Origin of the sequence: Bacillus sp. NH11B, from assembly GCF_001884205.1 — a bacterium.
In the GTDB taxonomy this organism is placed as follows: domain Bacteria; phylum Bacillota; class Bacilli; order Bacillales; family Bacillaceae_G; genus Bacillus_A; species Bacillus_A proteolyticus.
In genome coordinates, this window is sequence record NZ_MAOG01000141.1 from 180017 (window position 1) to 202802 (window position 22786).

The 22786-nt window shown below is 31.7% G+C and carries 22 protein-coding genes and 1 other annotated feature; of the genes, 3 read left to right on the top strand and 19 right to left on the bottom strand.

Going from position 1 to position 22786, the window contains the following annotated elements; translation table 11 throughout:
• Positions 1-88: 88 nt before the first annotated feature.
• From BAU27_RS27365 to BAU27_RS27380, 4 genes are all read right to left on the bottom strand, one after another.
• On the bottom strand, positions 89-658 hold the full coding sequence (locus BAU27_RS27365) for a DUF4256 domain-containing protein (RefSeq protein ID WP_071772617.1): 570 nt from the start codon (positions 656-658) through the stop codon (positions 89-91).
• Between the two features lie 260 nt (positions 659-918).
• Positions 919-1383 (bottom strand): GNAT family N-acetyltransferase, encoded by a 465-nt coding sequence (locus tag BAU27_RS27370; RefSeq protein WP_071772618.1) that lies wholly within the window; start codon positions 1381-1383, stop codon positions 919-921.
• A 77-nt stretch (positions 1384-1460) separates the two neighbouring features.
• Positions 1461-2384 carry a nucleoside hydrolase gene (locus BAU27_RS27375; protein ID WP_071772619.1) on the bottom strand — a complete coding sequence of 308 codons (924 nt, stop codon included), beginning with the start codon at positions 2382-2384 and terminating at the stop codon, positions 1461-1463.
• Positions 2385-2663: 279 nt separating this feature from the next.
• Positions 2664-3575: a DMT family transporter gene (locus BAU27_RS27380; RefSeq protein ID WP_071772620.1), complete on the bottom strand. Its 912-nt coding sequence runs from the start codon at positions 3573-3575 to the stop codon at positions 2664-2666.
• Between the two features lie 153 nt (positions 3576-3728).
• Here BAU27_RS27380 and pdxR point away from each other — a divergent pair, with 153 nt between their 5' ends.
• Positions 3729-5162 (top strand): MocR-like pyridoxine biosynthesis transcription factor PdxR, encoded by a 1434-nt coding sequence (pdxR, locus tag BAU27_RS27385; protein WP_071772621.1) that lies wholly within the window; start codon positions 3729-3731, stop codon positions 5160-5162.
• Positions 5163-5206: 44 nt separating this feature from the next.
• On the opposite strand, the gene BAU27_RS27390 is transcribed toward pdxR, so the two are convergent.
• Positions 5207-5737, bottom strand: a complete 531-nt coding sequence (locus BAU27_RS27390; protein ID WP_071772622.1) for a DUF4269 domain-containing protein — start codon at positions 5735-5737, stop codon at positions 5207-5209.
• Positions 5738-5912: 175 nt separating this feature from the next.
• Here BAU27_RS27390 and BAU27_RS27395 point away from each other — a divergent pair, with 175 nt between their 5' ends.
• The gene (locus BAU27_RS27395; RefSeq protein WP_071772623.1) at positions 5913-6374 is read left to right on the top strand and encodes a DUF2306 domain-containing protein; all 462 of its coding nucleotides are present in this window, start codon (positions 5913-5915) and stop codon (positions 6372-6374) included.
• 135 nt (positions 6375-6509) lie between these two features.
• On the opposite strand, the gene BAU27_RS27400 is transcribed toward BAU27_RS27395, so the two are convergent.
• A complete protein-coding gene (locus BAU27_RS27400; RefSeq protein WP_071772624.1) occupies positions 6510-7370 on the bottom strand; it encodes a glycerophosphodiester phosphodiesterase in 861 nt (286 codons plus the stop codon).
• Between the two features lie 46 nt (positions 7371-7416).
• Positions 7417-8217 carry a GNAT family N-acetyltransferase gene (locus tag BAU27_RS27405; protein ID WP_071772625.1) on the bottom strand — a complete coding sequence of 267 codons (801 nt, stop codon included), beginning with the start codon at positions 8215-8217 and terminating at the stop codon, positions 7417-7419.
• 507 nt (positions 8218-8724) lie between these two features.
• Here BAU27_RS27405 and BAU27_RS27410 point away from each other — a divergent pair.
• Positions 8725-9423, top strand: a complete 699-nt coding sequence (locus BAU27_RS27410; RefSeq protein ID WP_071772626.1) for a hypothetical protein — start codon at positions 8725-8727, stop codon at positions 9421-9423.
• 49 nt (positions 9424-9472) lie between these two features.
• Here BAU27_RS27410 and BAU27_RS27415 read toward each other — a convergent pair whose 3' ends face one another.
• The 12 genes from BAU27_RS27415 to BAU27_RS27475 all read right to left on the bottom strand — a co-directional run bounded on the left by BAU27_RS27415 (position 9473) and on the right by BAU27_RS27475 (position 22700).
• The gene (locus BAU27_RS27415) at positions 9473-10117 is read right to left on the bottom strand and encodes a methyltransferase family protein (protein WP_071772627.1); all 645 of its coding nucleotides are present in this window, start codon (positions 10115-10117) and stop codon (positions 9473-9475) included.
• Positions 10118-10139: 22 nt separating this feature from the next.
• Positions 10140-10937 (bottom strand): MerR family transcriptional regulator, encoded by a 798-nt coding sequence (locus BAU27_RS27420; protein ID WP_071772628.1) that lies wholly within the window; start codon positions 10935-10937, stop codon positions 10140-10142.
• 265 nt (positions 10938-11202) lie between these two features.
• Entirely contained in the window at positions 11203-12498 is a 1296-nt protein-coding gene (locus tag BAU27_RS27425; protein ID WP_071772629.1) for an MFS transporter, read from the bottom strand.
• Between the two features lie 112 nt (positions 12499-12610).
• A complete protein-coding gene (locus tag BAU27_RS27435) occupies positions 12611-13834 on the bottom strand; it encodes a methyltransferase domain-containing protein (RefSeq protein ID WP_071746065.1) in 1224 nt (407 codons plus the stop codon).
• Positions 13835-13988: 154 nt separating this feature from the next.
• Positions 13989-14795: a DegV family protein gene (locus tag BAU27_RS27440; protein ID WP_071746066.1), complete on the bottom strand. Its 807-nt coding sequence runs from the start codon at positions 14793-14795 to the stop codon at positions 13989-13991.
• 200 nt (positions 14796-14995) lie between these two features.
• Positions 14996-15502, bottom strand: a complete 507-nt coding sequence (locus tag BAU27_RS27445) for a DUF3189 family protein (RefSeq protein ID WP_071746067.1) — start codon at positions 15500-15502, stop codon at positions 14996-14998.
• Between the two features lie 79 nt (positions 15503-15581).
• Entirely contained in the window at positions 15582-16037 is a 456-nt protein-coding gene (locus tag BAU27_RS27450; protein ID WP_071772630.1) for a CcdC protein domain-containing protein, read from the bottom strand.
• Between the two features lie 218 nt (positions 16038-16255).
• Positions 16256-16933, bottom strand: coding sequence for a VanZ family protein (locus tag BAU27_RS27455; protein WP_483295358.1), 678 nt, complete (start codon positions 16931-16933; stop codon positions 16256-16258).
• Between the two features lie 159 nt (positions 16934-17092).
• Positions 17093-17686, bottom strand: coding sequence for a GNAT family N-acetyltransferase (locus BAU27_RS27460; RefSeq protein ID WP_071772632.1), 594 nt, complete (start codon positions 17684-17686; stop codon positions 17093-17095).
• 4 nt (positions 17687-17690) lie between these two features.
• Positions 17691-18716, bottom strand: coding sequence for a serine hydrolase domain-containing protein (locus tag BAU27_RS27465; RefSeq protein WP_071772633.1), 1026 nt, complete (start codon positions 18714-18716; stop codon positions 17691-17693).
• Between the two features lie 108 nt (positions 18717-18824).
• Entirely contained in the window at positions 18825-20063 is a 1239-nt protein-coding gene (locus tag BAU27_RS27470) for an MFS transporter (protein WP_071772634.1), read from the bottom strand.
• Positions 20064-20128: 65 nt separating this feature from the next.
• Positions 20129-20386, bottom strand: a binding site (T-box leader).
• 175 nt (positions 20387-20561) lie between these two features.
• The gene (locus BAU27_RS27475; RefSeq protein WP_071772635.1) at positions 20562-22700 is read right to left on the bottom strand and encodes a penicillin-binding protein; all 2139 of its coding nucleotides are present in this window, start codon (positions 22698-22700) and stop codon (positions 20562-20564) included.
• Positions 22701-22786: the final 86 nt, after the last annotated feature.

The window sequence follows — 22786 nt, forward strand, 5'->3', positions numbered from 1 at the left end:
AATCGAAACCGATAGCAAAAGAATGCAATCACTACTTTTCCCTAGGTAACTCTATTCTCTATTTCAAATTTACCTGCCTGTACAAATTTTAGACTCTTAGCGAACCACGAAAGCCTCTTGCGGCATAGTAAGATTCTGCCCCATTATGATACACAAAGACGTGTCCAAAGCGATAATCGCAAAAAAGGGCACCGCCAAGTTCTCTAATATCAAAAGGTGTTTGCATCCAACTCGATGTCTTCAAATCGAAATCCCCAAGATTTTGCAACGCCCGATATTCTTCTTCCGTTAATAGTTCAATGCCCATAGCAGTTGCCATATCAATAGCGTTATTTTCTGGTTTATGTTTCTTCCTTGATTCTAGCGCTTCAAGGTCATAACAAACACTTCTACGACCTTTAGGACTTTCTGCTGAACAATCATAAAAAATGTATTCGCTTTTTTCTTTATCAAAATCAATAACATCAGGTTCTCCGCCAGTTCTTTCCATTTCATTGAGCGACCACAACTTTTCAGCATTAGCATCCAACTTCTCTTGAACATTAGCCCATTCTAGCCCTTTATGACGGTTCATGTTATTCTCAAAACGATCTTTCAATGTTTGTAGTAATTCTTCACGTTGCTCTAGTGACAACTCTTTTTTATTGCTCTCTTTCATAATAGTTCCTCCATTGATGTTTTTATTAATGATAGTTTAAGTATATATAAATACTGTTTTATAATAAAATGTTTAAATAATTGCGTGAATTCATTTGTAATAATTTATATGGATTAGTAAAACCAATTCTCCTCAATTTGACCCTTTTCCGAAACAACTTATTGTTTCTAATCAGTTACTTAATTGATCTTTCAATTCTAGATATCCTTTGCCTTTTCACTATAAATACACGATATAACTTTATTGAAAATCGCACATCTTTAATTCAACAACAATAAGCGATATACTTCCTCACCGTCATATACATTTCCTAATGGTTTAAAACCATAACATTCATATAGTTTCTTTGCAGAAATATTATCTTTATGGACAGTTAATCTAATTTCCTCACACTCTTTAAAGTTATTTTTTATTAATTTAATGATTTCCTGTAATGTTGCTTTTCCATATCCTTTTCCTTGCTCTTTTTTATCAACGATAAATCCGTTAATCCAATACATATCTGTTGACTCACGTACAAAAGCATGCATAATAAAACCGACTATAAGGTCACCATCATATATAGCGAATGGAATATATTCGACATTTTCACCATCTGGTTTTATGTATACTTTAGCAAGTGATACTGCCACTGCTGGAACAAATTGCATTTGATTTTCTTTAACTTGTAACTTTAATGCAGCTTCCCAATTTTCTCTCGTAACAATTTTTAATTGGATGTTCACTATTTTAAGCTCCTTTAAAAAGAGAATTTATCTTTTATATTCAACGGAGTGAAATGATTCCCTTTTTCGACATCAACCTATAACATGATTTTCATAAAATCCTGTATAAATTTTTCCTCATCTAATTGTAACGCTATACGCGCTCCTTCAGATTTAGAGTGTGGGCGAAAATCAGCAAAAGTTTGTCCCTTCGTTTCACCGTATATATCCACAGTCACTTTTCGGGATGTATAATTTAAAAATGTAGGATTCACCAAACCGCTTATAGCAAGTACATCGTGTAATAATGGCCCTTCAATAGATGGATTGAGCTTTTGGTATGCTGATAAATAATAATCGTACATTGGTTTCATAATTGGCTTAAATGAATTTTTTGTATTAGCTAAAATATAAGTAAATACATTTGGGGTTAAAACTGTTTTATTTGTTACATTTAAAGGGAATAACGTTATATTTTTCGCTTGCTGAAATACAATTTGACTTGCTATAGGATCTCCGTACACGTTCGCCTCTGCTAATGGAGTAACATTCCCTGCTTCTAAAAAGACACCGCCCATAAAATAAATTCCTTTTACATTTAACATCAAGTCGTTCCATAAATTAAAAGCAATTGCTAACGAGGTAGATCTTCCTACATCGACAATTGTTAAATCTTCTCCATACTTTACAAGAATCGCAGCAATACTACCAAAATTGTATATCGGAATAGATAACACACTTTCCGGTACATGTATGGGTCCTAATCCTTCTGGTCCATGAATTTCAGGGTAATACGTTGTAATTTCATTTGTAAGTGGCTTTGTTGCCCCGCTAATTACAGGAATATCTTGTCTGTTTGCTAACTGTAAAATATAAGCTGCATTATGAGCGGCATGTATATGTTCAACATTTCCATATCCAGTTACGATACCAACAATTTCAATTTCAGGATGTAGTAATCCGTACATAATTGCAAATGAATCATCAATACCTGGGTCTCCGAAAAATAAAACTTTCTTCAAGAAACGTTCCCCTTTCATAGGTAAGATAATTATGTATATGTGGAAAAAATTAAAATCTATACAATTCTAAGCAAATATTAATGGTGGGTAGTGTGTCGATAAAAAGAACTAGTATTATACTAGTTCTTACTCTGATAATCATCTAACAGTATAATTAAATTCCGTACAAATGCTGGACTAGTGCATTTTAATATAGATATTTTCCATTATATATATATTAAAAACCCCATATTAGTTCAATATTGTTACTTTCAAGTTGCAACTACTCGCAGAAGAGTTTTACCATACTTTTTCGCTCTCGATTTGCTTATAATTATCTTTTTTAAATGTTAAATGAGCAATCACAACTCCAAGTATAGTAATGATTCCTCCAGCTATCGAAACAACAGTGGGCACCTCTCCTAACCATATCCAAGCGATAAAACACGCAGTTACTGGTGTTAAATATAGAGAGCTAGTTGCCTCAGATGCACCAGCATGGGATGTAATGTATGCTAATGCAATGTACGGAAGTACTGTCGGAAACATACCTAAATATATAACGCTCAAAGTAATTTCTATAGGAGCTGCTACGATTTCTTCATAAATCCCAGGTAAAAAAATAAGCATACATACAGTACCAGACCAAATTGTATATATTGTAAATGGCAAGAAACCATACTTTTTTAAGTACGACTTTTGGAAAACGAAAAATATGCTTTCTGAAAATGCCGCTAATAATATAAGGAATACCCCACTATTCAATTGAATGGAATCTCCTTGACTGAATGATAAAAAAGCAATTCCTGCTAAACTAATTACACCACCGATCCAACCATTTAATTTCATTTTTTCATTCAAAAAAACAGAAGCAAGAATTGCCGTTAATATAGGTGTTACAGATACAATTAAACTAGCAGGTCCAGCATTCACACTCTTTTCACCGTAGTTCAGTGCAATATGATAAATAGTAAATCCTAGAGCGCCAAATATAAAAATTACTGGAATATCTTTTAAGTCGGGTAAACGTAATTTGTATATAAACGAAAACAGTAGAAGAATCAAAGAAGCGATTAATAATCGTAGCAATGTGAGGTGTTCAGGCGTGTAAGCTTCAAGCCCCATACGAATTCCTGGAAAAGCTGTCCCCCATATAAGAATCGTAAAAGCGTGAGCACATACAATACGAAAATCCCATTTTTTTTTATGCATATTTTCTCTCCCTCTCCAATAAACCAGCCATTTTATAATTACCAATTATTTCTTTTCATCATATTTAATAGTTGATACAATGTCTTCAACCAGTTATTCCTCTAAAAAACCAACCACTTTGTATTTTTAAAATGAATGAGGGAGTTTGTTAATATGTCTACCGATCAAAGACCGCCAAAATATCGCAAAATAATAGACTATATGAAGGAAAAGATTGAAAACGGAGAATGGACAATTGGAAGTAAGATTCCTAGTCAGCGGCAGTTAGCGAAATTATTTCATGTCAATCGTAGTACTGTAATAACTGCGCTAGAAGAACTTATGGCAGATGGCTTAATTCAAGGGAAAGCTGGAGCGGGGACAATTGTAATGAATAATACATGGTCATTATTAGCGACTAATCCCCCGCCTGATTGGAGTGAATATGTGAAAGCCGGTATTCATAAACCGAGTAAATTAATGGTTCGAGAAATTAATGAAGCAGAAGCAAATAAAAAATTCATTCATCTTAGTAAAGGAGAACTTGCACCTCATCTTTTCCCGTTAGAAACCATGAAATTCATTATGGGAAACGTATGTGAGGAGCTAGATTATTTCGGATACGAGGAACAAAAAGGATATTTCCCTTTACGTGAAGCGATAAGTAATTATGTAAAATCATTCGGAATAAATACATCTCCAAGTTCTGTATTAATAGTCTCTGGTGCATTGCAGGCATTACAATTAATATCAATCGGTCTCTTACATAGAGAATCAACTGTTTTACTTGAAAAACCATCTTACTTATATTCGCTACATGTATTTCAATCGGCTAATATTCACCTTTCTGGAATACAGATGGATCATCATGGCATTTTTCCTAATGACTTGATAAGACGAATTAATTATAGTCAAAAGAAAAATATTTTATATTCGATTCCTTGTTTTCAAAATCCAACGGGTGCATTAATGTCCAAAGAGCGTCGAAAAGAAATACTAAAAATTTGTGAAAAAGAACAATTGCCTATCATTGAAGATGATATTTATCGTGAGTTATGGATTGATGAACTACCTCCACCTCCGTTAAAATCAATGGATAAACATGGACATGTATTATATATTGGTAGTCTCTCTAAAACGCTTAGTCCAGGACTTAGAATTGGTTGGATTATCGGACCAGAGCCAGTTATTGATAGATTATCAGACATAAAAATGCAAACAGACTATGGATCGAGTTCTTTATCTCAAAGAGTTGCTGCGGAATGGTTAAGTAAAGGCTTTTATGAAGAACACGTTGCGAACGTAAGGATCCACCTGAAAGAGCGCAGACGAATGATGTTACAAGCTTTAGACAAGTATTGTGCAGATATTGCTACATGGGATATCCCAAGTGGTGGATTTTTTATATGGCTAACGGTTATACCTAACATTCCAATGAAAAAACTGTTTTCAGAGGCCCTATCAAAGGGAGTACTTTTAAACCCAGGACGTATTTATGAAGAAGAATCGGATCAGTGCATACGCGTATCGTATGGATATGCTTCCACTGAACAAATTGCTCAAGGTATTTATATATTAAGTAATTTGATTCGTAAGTTAATGGTATAATAAAAATCCTCTTTTATATAAAGAGGATTTTTTGTGTACCTTATTTACCACAATCTCATTTCCTGTCCTAATAAAATAAGTTCTTCATAAGGATCTCCGTCAATTTTTAATACTTGTGCAAAAGCCGGTTCTGTTTTTACGCCTTGTTTTTTTAATTCAATTACTTCTTCTCTAATGTGTGGGTGCTGCATTAATAGCATGTGCTCCACTATCATATGTTTATATGCATTTTGGTTACGTACTGGCTGAGGTTGAGCAAATAATTCAAATTCAAAACCTTCAAATTTAAAATTCACCTTTATTGTTAAAATGTTTTTAAAGTTTTTCTTTTTCATTTCAAATCCTTCGTATGAGCCATACAATGATCTAATTTCCTGTTCAAAAAAATCATAATTATGTACTTCCATTACAATGTCTAAGTCAGAATGAAGGATATCAATTCTAATAGGGATTGTCCCGCAAAGTACAGGGCTATATAGAGCTAAATCCTCCATTATGTTTAGTTTATTAATAACTTCGTAAACTTTTTGTTGCTTATCATCCCCAGATTGTAAATATGTGATAGATGTAAACATAGAAGTCTCTCCTTCATTTAACGTAATACTCGTCTCACTAAATTTGAGAAAAAATTTAATCTTTTCGTTTTGTTCTAAGAGTACCTATATTTCAATATATTAAGCCAAACTAACAATGTTTTTCAACTTTTCTCCTATACTGCAATACTATAAAAATAAAAAAGGAGGAATTTTTATGAGCATTTTTAACGTGATTTTAACCATACACATTTTATTTGGAACAATATGCTTAATCACTGGTATCGTAGCGATGCTTGCTCAAAAAAAGAAAGGAAAGCATACAGAATGGGGCGAAATATATCATGCATCCTATGTTGTTATAACCATTACTGCAATTATATTGTCCATATTAAATTGGGATAAAATCGCATATTTATTTTATGTAGCAATTATCTCCTATTCATTTGCGATTTACGGATATCTCGCAAGAAAACAGCGATGGAAAAATTGGCTAGGGCATCATATTAGAGGTATGCTAGGCTCCTACATTGGTGCAGTGACCGCACTTTTAGTGAACATTGGGATGTATATTCCTATTATAAATTTACTACCACCAATATGGTTTTGGTTCTTACCTACCCTAATTGGCATTCCTCTTGTATCTAGTGTATCAAAAAGGTATAAAAAACAAAGATAAAATTAATTACAGTTTAATTACCTTCTAATTTATTTTGTAAAAATAGAATGGAACATCTTATTTTTATAAGGATAACCAGGAAGTGAAAATAAAAAGAATCCAATAATACTTGGATTCTTTTTATTTATGATTTTTTTAAGGCGATATCGAATGCAAACGATCCGGATAATTAGTAAACATCCCGTCTACACCCCATTTTAGTAACTTTTCCATATCTTTTTCATTATCTACTGTAAATGGATGAACTGCTAATTTATGTTTCTTTATTTTTTTCACATAGACTGCATCAATATATTTGTAGTTCATGCCTAGGCCAATGCAGTATGTTTTATAGTTTTTTATTTCTAAATCTGTTAATTGAACTGCTTTTTTATATGATAATAATTGTACTAACGGTATATTGGCATTTAAACTATGAATCTTTCGTAGACTTTCTTCACTAAATGATTGAATAATAACTTTATCACTTATTTGATAGAGATTTATAATTTCTAATAATTTTTCTTCCATTCCAGGATATTCATCTGGTGATTTTGTTTCGATATAATAATTAGCATTATGTCCAAACGTTTCAATAATTTCTTCTAGTGTTGGAACTTTAGCATTTTCAAATTCTTTCTTTGCTAACTTTGGATACTTTTTATTGAAAAAAGAACCTGCATTCAGTTGTTTTATTTCATCTAATGTATGATCTTTTACAAAACCAGTACCGTTTGTTGTGCGGTTTAATGTTTCATCATGCATAGCTACTAAATGTCCGTCTTTTGTCATTTGGAGATCTATTTCTATATAGTCACCTTTTAATTGCTGTCCTAATTGATACGCTTCTAATGTATGTTCCGGTGTATATGCAGAAGCCCCTCTATGCGCAATATTTTTAATATGATTTGATTGATTAATGGCTTTTGTATATTTTTGTTCATTTAATTGCTGAAAAACAAAAGTGCTAATTACAATAAAGAAACAGATGATTGTAATTATAGATATTTTCTTCATAACGGTATGTTTACTCCTATATTTAAAGCGATTTAATTTGGATGAATTATTCAATTAAATGTCGATTTTCAAAAACTGTAATTTGTCCTGCGGCTTGAAAGCCAGATTTTTTATAAATGTTTATTCCATCAGGTGAAGCTTGTAATACGCAATAATTATTTTTTAGTTGTTTTGCTTCTTGCAGCAGGAAATTGAACATAATAGAACCAAATCCTTTTCCTCTCATATCTTCTTTAGTCGCTATATCATAAATACCAACGCTATCTTCCGTACAAACTAGAGAGCCCACAGATACTACCTTCCCTTTATAAAGGCCTAAGTATAGTTTCATGGCATCACTATTCCATAAATCTAAAGAAGCAATTTGATTATAGTATGCTTGAACTTGAGTACCTTCTGTTGATGTACCGAATAAAGCTGCTAACGTTTCGCCAAATTGTTTTATTTGTTCTGGCGATGTTGCATTTTGTATTGTAAAACCTACTGAAATGTCTATTGTTGGATGAATTTTTCTTAAGTCTGCTACCATCGCGATATTCTGTTCTGCTTCTTTTAAACCAAGTTTGATTAATTCGCTTTTTATAGTCTGTTCTTGCTTATCATCCCAAAACCAAACACTCATTGGAAATTTTTTTTGATTATAGCATTCTACCTCCTTATATAATTTCTCGATCCCTTCCGTTACATTACTATTTAGTAGTGTAATAATATTAAATGTATCTGCAGGTAATCCACAGTCGACAGTAATGTAATCCTTCGTTTCTTTTACATCCATTCCATGTACTTGCCGCGCAATATATGAGGTTTTATATGTGAAATTATCTATTAGTAACTGTTTATAATTCATTAATTTTGCTCCTTTCATAAAAATTCGTATTCGAATCCTTCAGTATTAAATATAACATATAAGAAATGTACCTATTTCTATAAAAATATCTCTATAAATCACTCTTTGCGCCCTAAAAGAATTAAAAATGATATAACGTTGTCGGAATGAAAAAAGTGGTATATAATAAATATTAACATTACTAGTAATTATTTTAGGTATTCCTAGAATAAAGGAGCGATACATATGAAAATTACTATTTATTTCGGAAGTCATGAGGATCAAGATGTTCGTACTATGGACTGTCATTTAGATGTAGAAGATACAGAAGAGATTGTTTCTGTATCATAATATAAATAGTTGGGATGAACCCTCTTCCCTACAGCGTTTAAGGCACCTTTTACAGGTGTCTTTTTTGTTGTTTTTTCATCAAAAACCCTTTACTTTAGAGCGTTTTAATAGTAAAATATAAATATACGAACAAACGTTCTTTTTATTTTAATTGTACATGAAGGGATGATTTTAACAATGACTCAAGCAAAGCGCAGAGGAAGAAAAAAGCAAACACCTATTATTTCAAATACAGGCTTTATCGGCTCTGTCTTTATTGATACATTGGAGTTACAAAAGAAATCCTATTATTTCGCTCGTAAAAAACTTCAAATTGTTCATCACGTATTAGATGGTCTATCTGGAGCAACGAGTGCATTATTTAAAGAACATAATATCGCTGCATACATGTCATGTGTGTATTTACATAAACAAAAGAAAATCGGCTTCGTTCTTTCAACAAAACCTTTTGAACAAAGTGATGGTGTTTCTTATTTTATAAATTATTTAATTGAAAAAAATTTTTACGGTAACGAAGAAGTAGAATATCAAGAAGTATTTAATACAGGTTTTATTGGTGTAGTGTTCGCGGATTTATCTAGTATAGATCGCTTTAATTTTGAGTTTGAAATGGGTATGTTAACGAAGTTAATGAAAGATATGATCATTCCTGCTAAAGAGCTCTTTTTACGACATAATGTACCGGCATACATCTCCACTTCTCATTTAGAGGAGCAAAATAAATTAGGTTTCGTTCTTTCTGTAAAGCCATACGATGAACGTGCAGAAGCAGATTTATACTTCGAAACATATTTAAAAGAACGTGGATTATTTATTGGTGATGAAGAGGATGATATCGATAAGATTGTTATTAGAAAAACAGCTGAATTACGATAGAAAAGCGCAGGATGGTGATCCTGCGCTTTTTATAATTTATGAAATTAATTTACCAAATAAACGGTATTAGTTTTTTTGTTTTCTGTTTATATACTGTAAATTGTTCTCCGTACTTATTCTGTAAGTAATCATCAGATTTTGGAATATAGTCAAAAACAAATACTATGAATAGGCCTAGAGGTATTAGCAAACTATAAATATTGTTAGAGATTAGCGCTAAGCCTAATACCCAAAGGCAATCCCCAAGATAATTAATATGAATTGCATATTTAAATAAACCGCCTGTATATAGCTTACCTTGATTTGCAGGATTGTCTTTAAAAGGTTTTCTAAGTAACTCTGAAACTGTGTTTAATATACTCCCTCCTAAAAACAACATCCACCCTATAACAAGCACTATTAAGTTTGGATCCTGTTTACTAGTAATCATTAAAATGGGGAAACCTAAATAATAAATCCCAAAAGCAATACTGTTCATAATTGCTTCTTGCCATGCAATCCCTCTAGGTAACCAAATAAACATCATAGCTGTTAATCGTAAAACTGTAATAATTAAAGCAATAAAAAGTCCTAGTGAAACGCCTGATTTGGCATGAGTAATGAAAAGTAAATAATACGCGATGATTAAATAGATAATCTCAGCAACTAAAATCAAGATTTTTTCTTTTATTGTTGGCCGGTTTATACCATACATTGTGATACGCCCCTTTATTTATTCATTTTATGGGAAAATATACTTCTATGATATTTTTCTCCTCCGGTGTGCTATAAGGATTCGTTTTATAAACTTCAAACGGAGTGCCATTCAGTTTATAGTTATTTTCTTTAACCCAAACATGTAGCTTTGTATGAATAGAAGGCAATTCTTCGTAAGATCCAATAAGTGTAGCCATTGCGCAAAGGCCGGGATTAAACACTTTTGTTTTATTTGTGGCCTCTGAAAGAGGAATCGCAATTTCTACATCATAATTTTCAGGTACATATTCTGAACTATGGAATATAGCAAGTGGTTTTGCAATAGGTAATAAATTTTCAAATGAAATTTTACTAAACAACTCATTAAAATGCGTTAAAAAATCAGCGGTATTCATTTGTTTTCGCTGAGATAATATATTATAGGTTAAGTGATTTACAAGATTAATCTCAATATGATTTAAGTAACCCATGATACTTTCCTCTTCATCTAATTGTTGAATATCAAGCGTTAACTTTTTTAATAAAGAAGAATAAAATGTTATTTGTTGTGTTAGATTTTCTTGTTTGACTTTCATTTTAGAGTTAAGAAACTCAGTATTCTCCCAATTTGTTAAAAGATCTTTAATCTCTTCCAGTGAAAATAAATAGGTTTTTAATCGTGTAATCAATAAAGCTGTTTCTAATTGAGAAATATTATAGTAGCGATAGCCATTATTAGCGTCTATGAAATCAGGCTTTAAAAGTCCAATTTCATCATAGTAGCGCAGCGTCTTCATTGTGAGATGTGATATTTTTGAAAACGCACCAATGGAAAGCATAACAATCACCTCCTGTTATTAGTTACTTTAAATATACTGGTTCCTGTAAGGGGAAGGTCAATCAATACAGTTAAATTTTCTTATTATATTTAGAAATAGCATTCATACTCAGCAACCTACAATTTTGAAGTATCCCCAAAACTGAAATGTAATCTTTTCATAATTGTCCATAGGAATTTAGTTCATTTTTTCGTTTCGGGGTAGTTGTTTTTTTAGCTAAGTGGTGATATGGCAGTATCCATTCTATAAATAAACTAAGAAACTACTAAGCGCTATAATCTTTCGAATGAAGTTCTAATGTTAAACGATTTGAAGAAACCTGATTCAATATTAAATATAAGATTCCTCCTACAATTGGAATAGTATAGGCTGGAATATGGTTTAATAATATACCTGATATTGCGAGTGCTATTGGCTGCATCATTTTCCCTAAACTTAATCCAATACTAAGCACTCTTCCCCTATATTTATCGGGAATCTCTTTTTGCATGAAATAAATTAAAGGAATATCAATTAGCGCTATAATAAGCCCTAAAAAGAACATAACAACACAATACGTAATAACGTATACAAAATCATTTACTTCAATATTTTTGAATAAAACTGGAATTCCTGAAATAATCATAAAAACTGCCAGCATAGAACTTAGCTTTTTCAAAAGATAAGAGTAAGAAAAACGATCAGTTATCTTTTTTACTAAAATTGCACCAATTATCATCCCTACTGGAAAAATTCCTTGAATGATACCAAATTGCTTAGAACTAAGATTGAGAACTGTGTTAATAATGTATGGTAATGGAACGGTTACAGCAAATCCTAAGAAGAAATTAAGTGAAATTAAAATACTAAACGTATTCTTTAAACTTTCCTTTTCAATTAAGTAAGAAAACCCCTCTTTTATATCTGTAATAAAATTAATTCTCCGTTTTGAGCATTCCTCATTTATGTTGAACTCGAACAGTTTAAAATGAATAAATAATATGGATATACCCGAAAGAATATATGAAATACCGTTAATAATTATAAAAATTTTAATATCAAAGACTGCAAAAACGATGCCACCTAACATAGGACCGAGAATTAAAGATACAGAATCGATAATTTTACTTATAGAGTTAATACTCATTAGCCTCTCTTTAGAGACAATATTTGGTTTTGCGGCTTCTAACCCTATTCCAAAGAATGTTGTAAATACCGTCATAAGAAAGGTAGTAGTATAAATGATGAATAAGTTTAATCCATAATAGCTGCTTAATATATAAACCGTTATTAATAAGCATCCACTTAGTAAATCCATACAAACAACCAGTTTCTTTTTATCAACCTTATCAGCAACTACACCGGCAAATGGATTCATAACAATCATTGGAATCGTTCCTAAAATGAGCGTAATCGCAAAATTTAACGCAGATCCAGTTATTTGTAAAACATATAATCCTAATGCGAAACTATAAATAGAACTACCGGATATTGATACTGTTTTCGCAATTGAATAGAGACAAATATTTCTTAGTTCTTGGTTGCTTTTTTTATTTTCCATATGTAATTGTAAACTTCCCATAACATTTCCCTCCCACTGAACTTTGTATTACGTACAGTGTAAGTTCTCGGGTCAACCCAATATCAATATGTTGTGTTTAAAAATTACTACAAAGAAATAAAAAAAGATGGGGTTAACTCCATCTTTTTCCGAAAAATGAATATGTATAAATTTCTTCTCCTTGAACAAAGAAATCCTCGTACTTTCCGCCTCGATCCAAATAATTTGAAGTTCTTTCATCAATGAATTGAAACTGTAGATTTTGGATTTCTTTCGTTACTTTTGAAAGTGTAAAATTTTCTCGAAACTTAGTTTCAATTTGGCTGTTTATGCTAAAATTTTTAAATAAAATAAATAAACTTAATAAATAACAATCAGCTTTTAAAAGAGAATTTAATTTGTGAAGTAAAAAATTCTCATGCTCAAAACTATAATTACTAGTACCAGACTGATCAATTACAATATCAACAGACTGATTCTGAATAGGTATACTTAAAAAATCAGCACAGATAAAGAGAATGTTTCTTTTCGGATTTCTTCTTTCTAATACATCTTTTAAAAATAGTAGTTTATTCAAATCTCGATCAACTGCAATAAATAAGCAATCCTCGGGTAGTTCTTCATAAATATTTCGCAAAAAGAACCCAAGACCCGATCCTATATCAAGTAGTATTTTGTTATTTAAATCTAATTGCATTAGTTTCTTTTTCGCCCATTCTCCTTCTCTATGCATATTTTCCAAATATGCATTATCAGTTTCATGAATATAATCTGAAATAGAACTTTCAAGTGAAGATCGCTCATATGCTTTAAATAAATTGCCGGCTGTTAGAATACCTGAAGTAATAATGTATTCTTCCCCACAGTTACAAATTAACTTTCCCTCTGTAATTTGATTGCAATTAATAATTCCATTTTGAAGAATTAAGTTTTTGCTGCACTTAGAACATGTAAGTAAATGAAGTACGCTTAAATCTATCCCAATAATAGAATTCGGAGTTTCATTTGTTAGCGATAAATCATTTAACACTTCTTTTAATTTATCCCTTCTCTCCTCTAAAACTTGTATTTCTTGTTCAAACATTTCATATTTTGATTTAAATAAAGATTGGTAAAGAGTATCTTGTTCGTAATTCATAGATTTCGCTAAATTTTGATAAAGAAAAAGTTTTTTAATTTCATTCAAACTAAAACCTAGCCATTTGTACTCTAATATAAGCTCTACATCTTTTTGACAATATTCATCAAAAAAATAGTGGCCACCCTTTTTTTCAGGAATAATTAGTCCGAGATCCATATAATGTCTAATTGTATCTATACTTATATTATTTATTTCTCCAAACTTTCCGATTTTCATAATATCACTACCATTATAATTTTTGTTTATACATACTTCTTTTTTAAAAGGAGAAAATCCTTTTATCTATACATTATTATTTATGATATGAGGTTGATGTAATTAAGATTTTATATAATAAAAAAAACCCGTGAATCATTCACGGGTTTTCCTTTTAATAACTAATTGCTATTGTACCTTCACCGGCATGAACAGCAAATGAAATTGGTAATGGATACAGTTTGAAATCCATTTCAGGAAATGCTTGTTTAATATCTGAAATCCATTCTTCAGCCCCATCTTTATCGTTAGCATAGAACATATGAAGTACTTTTGGTAATTCTTTTTCAAGCTCATTTTTAATGTATTCTCTACATTTTTGAATTTTACGCACTTTCTTTTCAAGTAAAAGTTCTCCGCCTTTTACTTCTAAGATTAAGTTGACACTTAATAAACTTCCAAGTAAGAATTGAACTCCCTTTACACGACCACTTGCATATAAACCTTTTAAGCTCTTTGGAAATACATAAAAAGGTCTTCTTTTTTCATCTACTAATGTTTTGTGTATATCTTGTAAAGTCATACCATCATTGTATAACGTTTTAGCTTTTCTCATAAGTTCATCCATTGGATAACTTGTCGTTTCACTATCTAATATAGTTAAAGGGAAACCTGCCATATCAGCAGCTAGCTTCATATTTTGATAGGTCCCACTTACTTTTCCGCTAATAGCAACTGCAAAGCCTTCTTCATATTCTTCTTTGCATTTCGTAAATAACTCTACCATTTCCCCTATGTTAGGTTGTGAAGTAGTAACCGTTCTTCCATCATTTAACGCTTCATAAAGACGTTCATGAATTCCTTCTTCACAATCTTTATACGACACTCCATCGATAATAACTTCAATTGGGATAACAAAGTTATCTCCTTCTGTTGTAAAACTCGCAGTTGTACTATCAGTAATCCAAGCAACACGCTTCATGTTGTTCCTCCCTTATTCAATTCCCCTTTTCTGACTTTTCTATATATTTATCTTATGAAAAGAGAATATCCCCTGTAATAGTAACAGGACTTTAATATTTTGGCTATAGTAGATATATGATAAATGTGAATATTGTTTGTCTAATTCACAAATAAAAAAAGAAAATCAGGATATTTCCCCGATTTCCCCCTAATAATACATTATTTAAAAGTTTGATTATCTAAAATTACAACATAATCATTCGTCAATCGGCCAGCTTCTTTCGTATAATTAACAAGCCTTTGTATGTTATCACAGCAAATTTTTGCTCCCCATACAAGTAACGGTACTCCGATAAAGTCAATGTGGAACCTTCTAGAAAACAGACCACCGAAAGTCATTGGTAAAGGCACTGTTGGTGATGTATTAGAAAAAATAATCTTTTCATGACTTTGATAATGTTTTTGCAGAATCTCTCCTAAATGTTTCATCGCAGGTACAACAACTTTTGATGCGCCGCATCCAATCGTATAAACAGGATTACCATTTTCGTCTATTCCATGAAAAATAATTTTCCCCATATCTTCTGTTTTTAATTTATTGAAGTAATCTACATTCAAAATTTCTTCTTTCGTTAACTTACGATCAGTTGGTAATTTATTCAAATGATACGCTGCAGCTAGTGATGTTGTATGTGTTCCGCCGAAATCTGTGTAAATAAATATCATATTATCATCCCTTGTTGTAAAAGTTCAATGTTATTTAGTATTGCCGTTCACAGTATTGATAAACAAGGGATGAATATTTTTATACTTTTTGTGTTAATTCATTATATTTTTTCCAAATATAATAACGTCTACTAATCACGGTACCTAATGTAATACATAAAAAAGCATTCGTTACAACCATTAATGTAGAATACGTACTGCCAGAAAACATACTTTGCTTAATCACGATTTTTGCACCTAAAATAACAAGGAGAATAATAGTACTTAACCAATTTCCTTTTCGTAATACATGACCTGTTTCACTATCTAACCGAAATGTTAAAGTTTTCCCCCTAATAATCCCCAGGGCCAATCCAATTCCAAGCATTGCAACGAAGAGAAGTCCTTGCAATAAAGTTACTTGTTCCATGTGAACAATGGACTGAACTGTTACATAGCACAATAAAGCTGGAACGAGCCAAATACGATTAATTTTCACTTTACGTTCTTTACCTTGCATTAAAACGATAATAAGAATAACAACGATAATATCCAATTAAATTCCCCCTATTTACACGTTTCCCTTTAAAAATTATATTCTCCTTTCTTTATTCCATACTTGAAATGCAATAGCCACTTTTAATTGTAAAATATAGAATGTAATCTTCCATCAGTCTTAAGCATTATTTATAAAAATCAAAAGACGTACTTTTTACTCGTACGCTTTTAATACCTTTATTCAAAACAAGTATATCCATGAACTCTTTTAAACTTTTAGTTATCAATAGATTCTACACCTTTAGAATTAGCCTTATCTAATACTTGAATGTTAAATTTAGCAGCTATTTTTAAAGCCATTTTATAAATAATAAATCCAAGAATAGAACCTAGAACATTACAGGTTACATCATCAATATCAGTAATGCGACCCCATCCACTAAATAACGACTCAATTAATTGTAATAATTCAATACAAACTGATATAACAAAACCTAATAAAATTATATTTTTGCTCTTTTTACATGTATCCCATATTATTGGCGCTAAAAATCCTAAAGGCATTAATAATAAAATATTCCCGCCTACATTTCTTACGATTAAACTAGTCATAAATAGGACATCACCATCATAAGCACTCCCTATTTGACCAATATCTTTAATAATTGATGCAAAGGGAATAATATTGACTGAACGACTAAGATTTTCAATACTAGAAGGAAAGCCAATTGGTAAAGGGAATAAAGTTACTGCAACAACCATACAAATGTATACTACAAATAGAAAACTAATTAATTCTTTCCACCAATTTACATGCTTTTTATTTTTCATCCCAATTAAAATACTTCGTACAATCAAATAACAGATAACTCCCAAAACAATAAACACACTACCGCTGATCAAATGCAAACTGCTAACACATCCCTTCAGATCAATATCAAAACTATATATCATTATTTTTATATATAACCATACAAATTACAATTTAAATATTCAACTGAAAAATTTACGTGCGTATAATTTGATTTTTATCTGTATAGAATTACAGCCCATTAAAGAAAACCTTCATTTTGTAAATTAAACGAAGGTTTTTAATTTATTGCTTATCACGCATTAACTAAAATATTTTTCAAAGCAGATACAATCATGAACCCGTTTAAACTTTTGCCTTATCTCTTCTTTATTTTCACCTGTGTAATGAGCAAATGTTTGAACCGGATATAACTGTTTTATATTACTATTTATTAAACCTTTTATTTCGTCTGTATGATCGGAATAAACATGTAAATATGAATCTACGTTTACAAATTCGTTCTTTTCATACCATCCATGTACCCATAGATCGTCCCTAGTCCATGCTTCCAGTCGATTTAGCTTAAGTTCTTTAGCTATCTTTTCTGCTTCATGTAATAGTTGATCACCAATTTTCATTCTACGGAAATCAGGATGAACTGCAATATGCCAAATCATACCGCCAAGACCAGTTCCTCTTGAACAAACAGTACGTTCTTCTAATTCGTATTCAATATCTATCAAACCCACTATTTGATTTTCGTGTACAGCTACTAATTCAATAGCAGGATTTTCATATTTTTCTTTCTCTCTAAATACGTTATCATTATATGCTGTATCTAAAAACGATAACGCACGGCAACGTACCCAACCTATTTCGTCTTCTTTTTTATATGCTCTAATTTTTATATTCATGTAATTAAAAAGCTCCTTCTATTTCTGTCATTAATTTTTCGGGTCCTACTCCTTTATTTGATGGAATAACTAATGTAATTCCTAAGTCTGGATATATGGCCGAGCGAAAACTAACGCCTGGATCATATCCCATTACATGATATTTAAAAATGGTATTCTGTTTTTTCTCAATCCATATTCCATAACCGTAAGACTGGCTATTATTCACTGAAATATGAGGAGTTAAAAGTAAATTTGTAAATTGGTGGCTTAATATTTCATTGTTAAATAGAGCCTTCCAAAATTTCAACATGTCTGGTGCGGTAACGTAGGCACCGCCATCAGCACCTCCCTTAATAGGTATAGAGTATGCATTTGTTCTCCATTTTTGATTATTCCCATCTTTTATATATCCAAGGGCTGTATCTTTAGGTAAATTATCTAAAGAAAAATAACCCGAATCATTCATGACAACTGGAACAAATATATTCTTTTCTATATATTCCGTAAATTCAAGTCCTGACTGTTGTTCTATAATTAATCCAAGTATGATAAAACCTGCATTGTTGTAGTGAAACTTACTTCCTGGGGCAAACATCATATTACTGTTTTGGAATAATGGTAAAAAGTCTCTTAAACCTTTTAATAGATACATAGGCGTTTTTTCCCAAAGATCCTCGAAATTATCCATAACACTTTCATCAAAATAATCCGGAATACCAGAGCTATGCGTTAAAAGTTGATGTATTGTAATGTCTTTATCGAAGTTTGGAAATTCAATACTTAAACAATCTGTTAACTTTGTATGAAAAGAAAGTAAACCTTTCTCAACGAGTTGACATATGCCGATTGCAGTAAATATTTTACATCCTGAAGCGATTCCAAATCTTGTTTGTAGTGTATTGGTTATACCTTCACTTCGGTTAGCGTATCCAAACGAATTTTCGTAGATAATGTCATTTTCTCTTTTTATTAAGATTGCCCCGGAAAACTCTAATTCTTGGTGTAATTCTTTGACAATTTTCGCAACCACATCATTTGTATTGATCATGACAACCACCCTTATCATCCAATAATGTTCTTTCCCCTAATTATTTTTCAATATATAGATGGAAGAACCCTCTTATTACGTGCCATCAATTGTAAAAAAAAAGAAAAATTATTTCGAATCTATTGATTCAGTTGAATATACCTTGGACCTTGAAGATAATAAGGTAAATGCACACAATATAATAGTAATAAGTAGCATTACCAATACTCCTACAATGACTACAAGTTGTATAGAAATGAATTGAGTTGCAACGCCGAACAGAATCGTTATAAAAATGGTTATTGCCGCAATAACAAGCCCATATATACTTCCGATCCGTCCCATCATATGAACAGGAACATTATTTTGATAAAATGTATAAAATCCTGTATTTGCATATGCCATAGAGAAAGATAAAATAAAGAATCCGATAGTTGCCATTAAAAACTCATTTGAAAAGGCATAAATCAAATATCCGATTCCAATGAATAATGATCCGATTCCAATTAGAAATGAAGGTGCTAATTTTTTTGATAAAATTGTATTTGTTATGGCTCCTAAAATAAAACCCGCTCCAGCGATACTAACTAAAAAGCCATACTCACTATCTGTTAACAATAAAACTTCTTTCGCAAATGATAGTTCAAGTGAATCATTTGCGGTAGCTAATACCATCATCCCTTGGAATAAGAAGTAAACACATACTATATACACAGATTTTTTGCTAAAACTTAAAACTATGTTCCAATCTTTTTTTAGTAAAGCTAGAGACAATTTATCACTTGATGTATTAGAATCGTATTCTTTATCAAGATTAGGTAAAAGTAATGTAATGAACCCTGATAACAGAAATGCTATAGCATTCATATATATTGCAAAATTTGGTGTACTCGCTATTAACAATATTCCCGCTACCGCTGGACCAATTAAAGATGCACCAGACCCTATTAAACTACGTAGTGAGTTGAAACGTTGTCTTTGCTCTACTGGAATTAATTTCGTCATATATGTCATAGCAGTTGGTTCATAAATCGCACTGGACATACTTATAAAAAATACTAAGAGGTAGACAATCCAAAGGGATGGAACTAAGGGTAAAATAGCAATAAATACTGTACGATATATATCGAGGTAAATCATTAACTTTCGTTTATTTAAACGATCAATCATACTTCCTGACCAAGCGTTTGAAAATAACGTGGCTAATGGCTTTATCACATATAAAGTAGCAACAGCTAAGGCTGAGCCACCCATATTATAGACAAGTACATTAAGTGCTATTAGGTAAATCCATGCACCTAAATTTGCAATACCAACTCCAGACAGTAGTAATAAAGGATATTTCCAATCTTCAAGTATTTTTTTCACTTTAGGCACCCGCTTTCTAAATTGTTTTAAAACAATAAAAAATCCCACCCCCAAGACTTTTTAGTCTTAGGGACGAGATTTATCATCGCGGTGCCACCCTAGTTTGTTAATATGTCACCATATTAACCTTATCAGGTACTGCATTGCATTCATGCTTATACCTTAGCTCTATAACGGGAGCTCCCGTCACACCACCCCCATGTAAAAGGTTCCGATGTGCTGCTCAGAGGCTTGGTTCAATAAAGAATTTTTGCTCCTTTTCAGCTAAATGGAGCTCTCTGTGAAAAATACATTTTATTTACTCTTCTCGTCACTGCATTTGATTTTTTCCATATTATAACATATTTATTTAACTGTAAATAAAGAATAATCAGATATTTACAGTCGTGCTATCGTTAATGGTCTTATTTATTATTTTTTCTGAAAGTTACGGTGCGTGAAATTACTTAAAACTCTAAAAAAAAGCCTATTGTATATAGGCTCTTCAAAATGTCCGAATTAATTCGTATTTGCCTCTGCTAACGGTTGTAGTGGCGGTTCTAATTCTAATTCTAAAGTATCTCCTTCTTGTAAGTCTTGTCCTTTTTCAATACTTTGACTCGTTACATAGCCGGTACCGGTCGTTTTTAAATCTAATTTAAATAATTTTGATAAATACATAACATCACGCATTGACCAACCTTTTAAGTTTGGCATCTTCACGTTGTTTCCTAATAAAAATATACGATCTCCTTCACTCATTATTTCGCCAGACTGTGGATATTGTTTTACTATCTTTCCTTCTCCTAATAATACTGGCTGAAGTTTCTCTTTTTCTATAATATTCTTTATTGTATCTATCGATTGGTTCACATAATTTTGTATTTTTATTTCAGATTGTTTAGTTGCATCTGCCATTTGTTTTTCTGTATATGGTTTCACTTTTAAATATTCTAGACTATTTTTCATAACTGGTTTGAAAATTTCAGCAAGAGGCTGGGCACCGTACTCATCGCCCTTTAATTTCGGTTGTTTAATAGCTAAATATACGACTAGCTGCGGATCATCAATTGGAGCCATTCCTAAGAAAGAAAAAATATAATTTTCTTTTCCTTCCATATATCGTCCATTTTCAGGATTGGGGATTTGGGCTGTTCCTGTTTTACCGCCAATTGAATAACCATCAATTTTATACATCGTTCCCGTTCCTTTTGATGAAGTTATTACTCGCTCCATTAAGCCTCTTACCTTTTCTGATGTTTCTTTTTTTATCGGATTCCCAATTTCTTTAGGTTGATTTTCCATAATAACTTGTTTATTTGTGGGATTTACAACCTTATCAACAATATAAGGCTGCATCATTTTGCCGTCATTTGCTATAGCTGTGGCTGCTTGTATTATTTGAATAGGAGTTACAGTAGATCCTTGGCCGAAAGAAGTAGTAACTTGTTGAATTTGAGTATTTAACAATAATGTATTTTTACTTTCTCCAGGCAAATCTATGCCTGTTTTTTGATTGAAACCAAATTTATTCATATATTGCTTAAATTTATTTGGTTTCAATAATTGATCTTCTAAAATAGAAAAGGCGACGTTTGATGACCTTTCAAACCCTTCATCAAATGTAATTGAGCCCCATCCATATCCGCCATTATGATCTTTGATTTCTGCTGAACCAACTGCGTATTTTCCTGATTGGAAATATTCTTTTCCCTTATATACACCTTCATTTATTGCGGCAGCTAATGTAAATATTTTCATTGTAGACCCTGGTTCATATGCGTTCGCAATTGGATCATTTAAAAAATATTCAATGTCTACTTTGTTAGGGTTATAACTAGGCTTACTAGACATTGCTAAAATTTGCCCGGTTTTTGGATCTGCTATAATACCTACTAACATAGAAGGTTCATAGTGTTGCTGCGCTTTATTCATCGCTTCTTCTAAAAAGCTATCAATTTGATTATCTAATGTAAGGTATACGTTGTTCCCATTTTTAGCAGGTTCTACTTTTCCTATATCATTTGTAAGTGGGATTCCTTTTCGTGAACCTACATATGAAACATTACCATTTGTAGAGCGCAAATATTTATCCAAACTTTCTTCAAGCCCAAACTTCCCCACCGCATTACCTTTATCGTCTGGTCTTGCAAAACCAAGTATATACGAGGCGAAATCTTCATTTGGGTATACTCTGGCTTTTTCTGTTGTGAAAGATACACCTGGTATTTTCAAATTTTTAATTTCTTCCTTCACTTCTCTAGATAAGTTACGTCCAATTTTACCAATTTCAACTTGTGTACGTCCTTCATGAAAGTTTTTCATGATTTCCTCTTTATCAACTTCAAGCGCATCTGCTAAACGTTTTGCAGTATCTTCTTTATCTTTTAATTTATCTTTTCCTTTTAAGTTTACAACGATGCGATATGTCGTTGAGTCTTGGACTAATACTTTGCCGTTTTGATCATAAATTGTCCCGCGATTTGCCTCTAAAACTCCATTTTGGTTTTGTTGTTCCTTCGCAAGATCCTTTACATTAACATTATGCACGACTCCTACCGCTTGAATATAAAATATGCGTAAAAGCATAGTAAGAAACAAAACAATAAAAGCAATCATCATATATCGAGCGCCTTTATTCGTTTGAAGTTTATGCATATTTATCTCCTTTCTTTTCCAATGTATTAATGCAAAGATGTGTTACTAACTATGTTCTTTATTATATTAGATACTATATTTTTCGA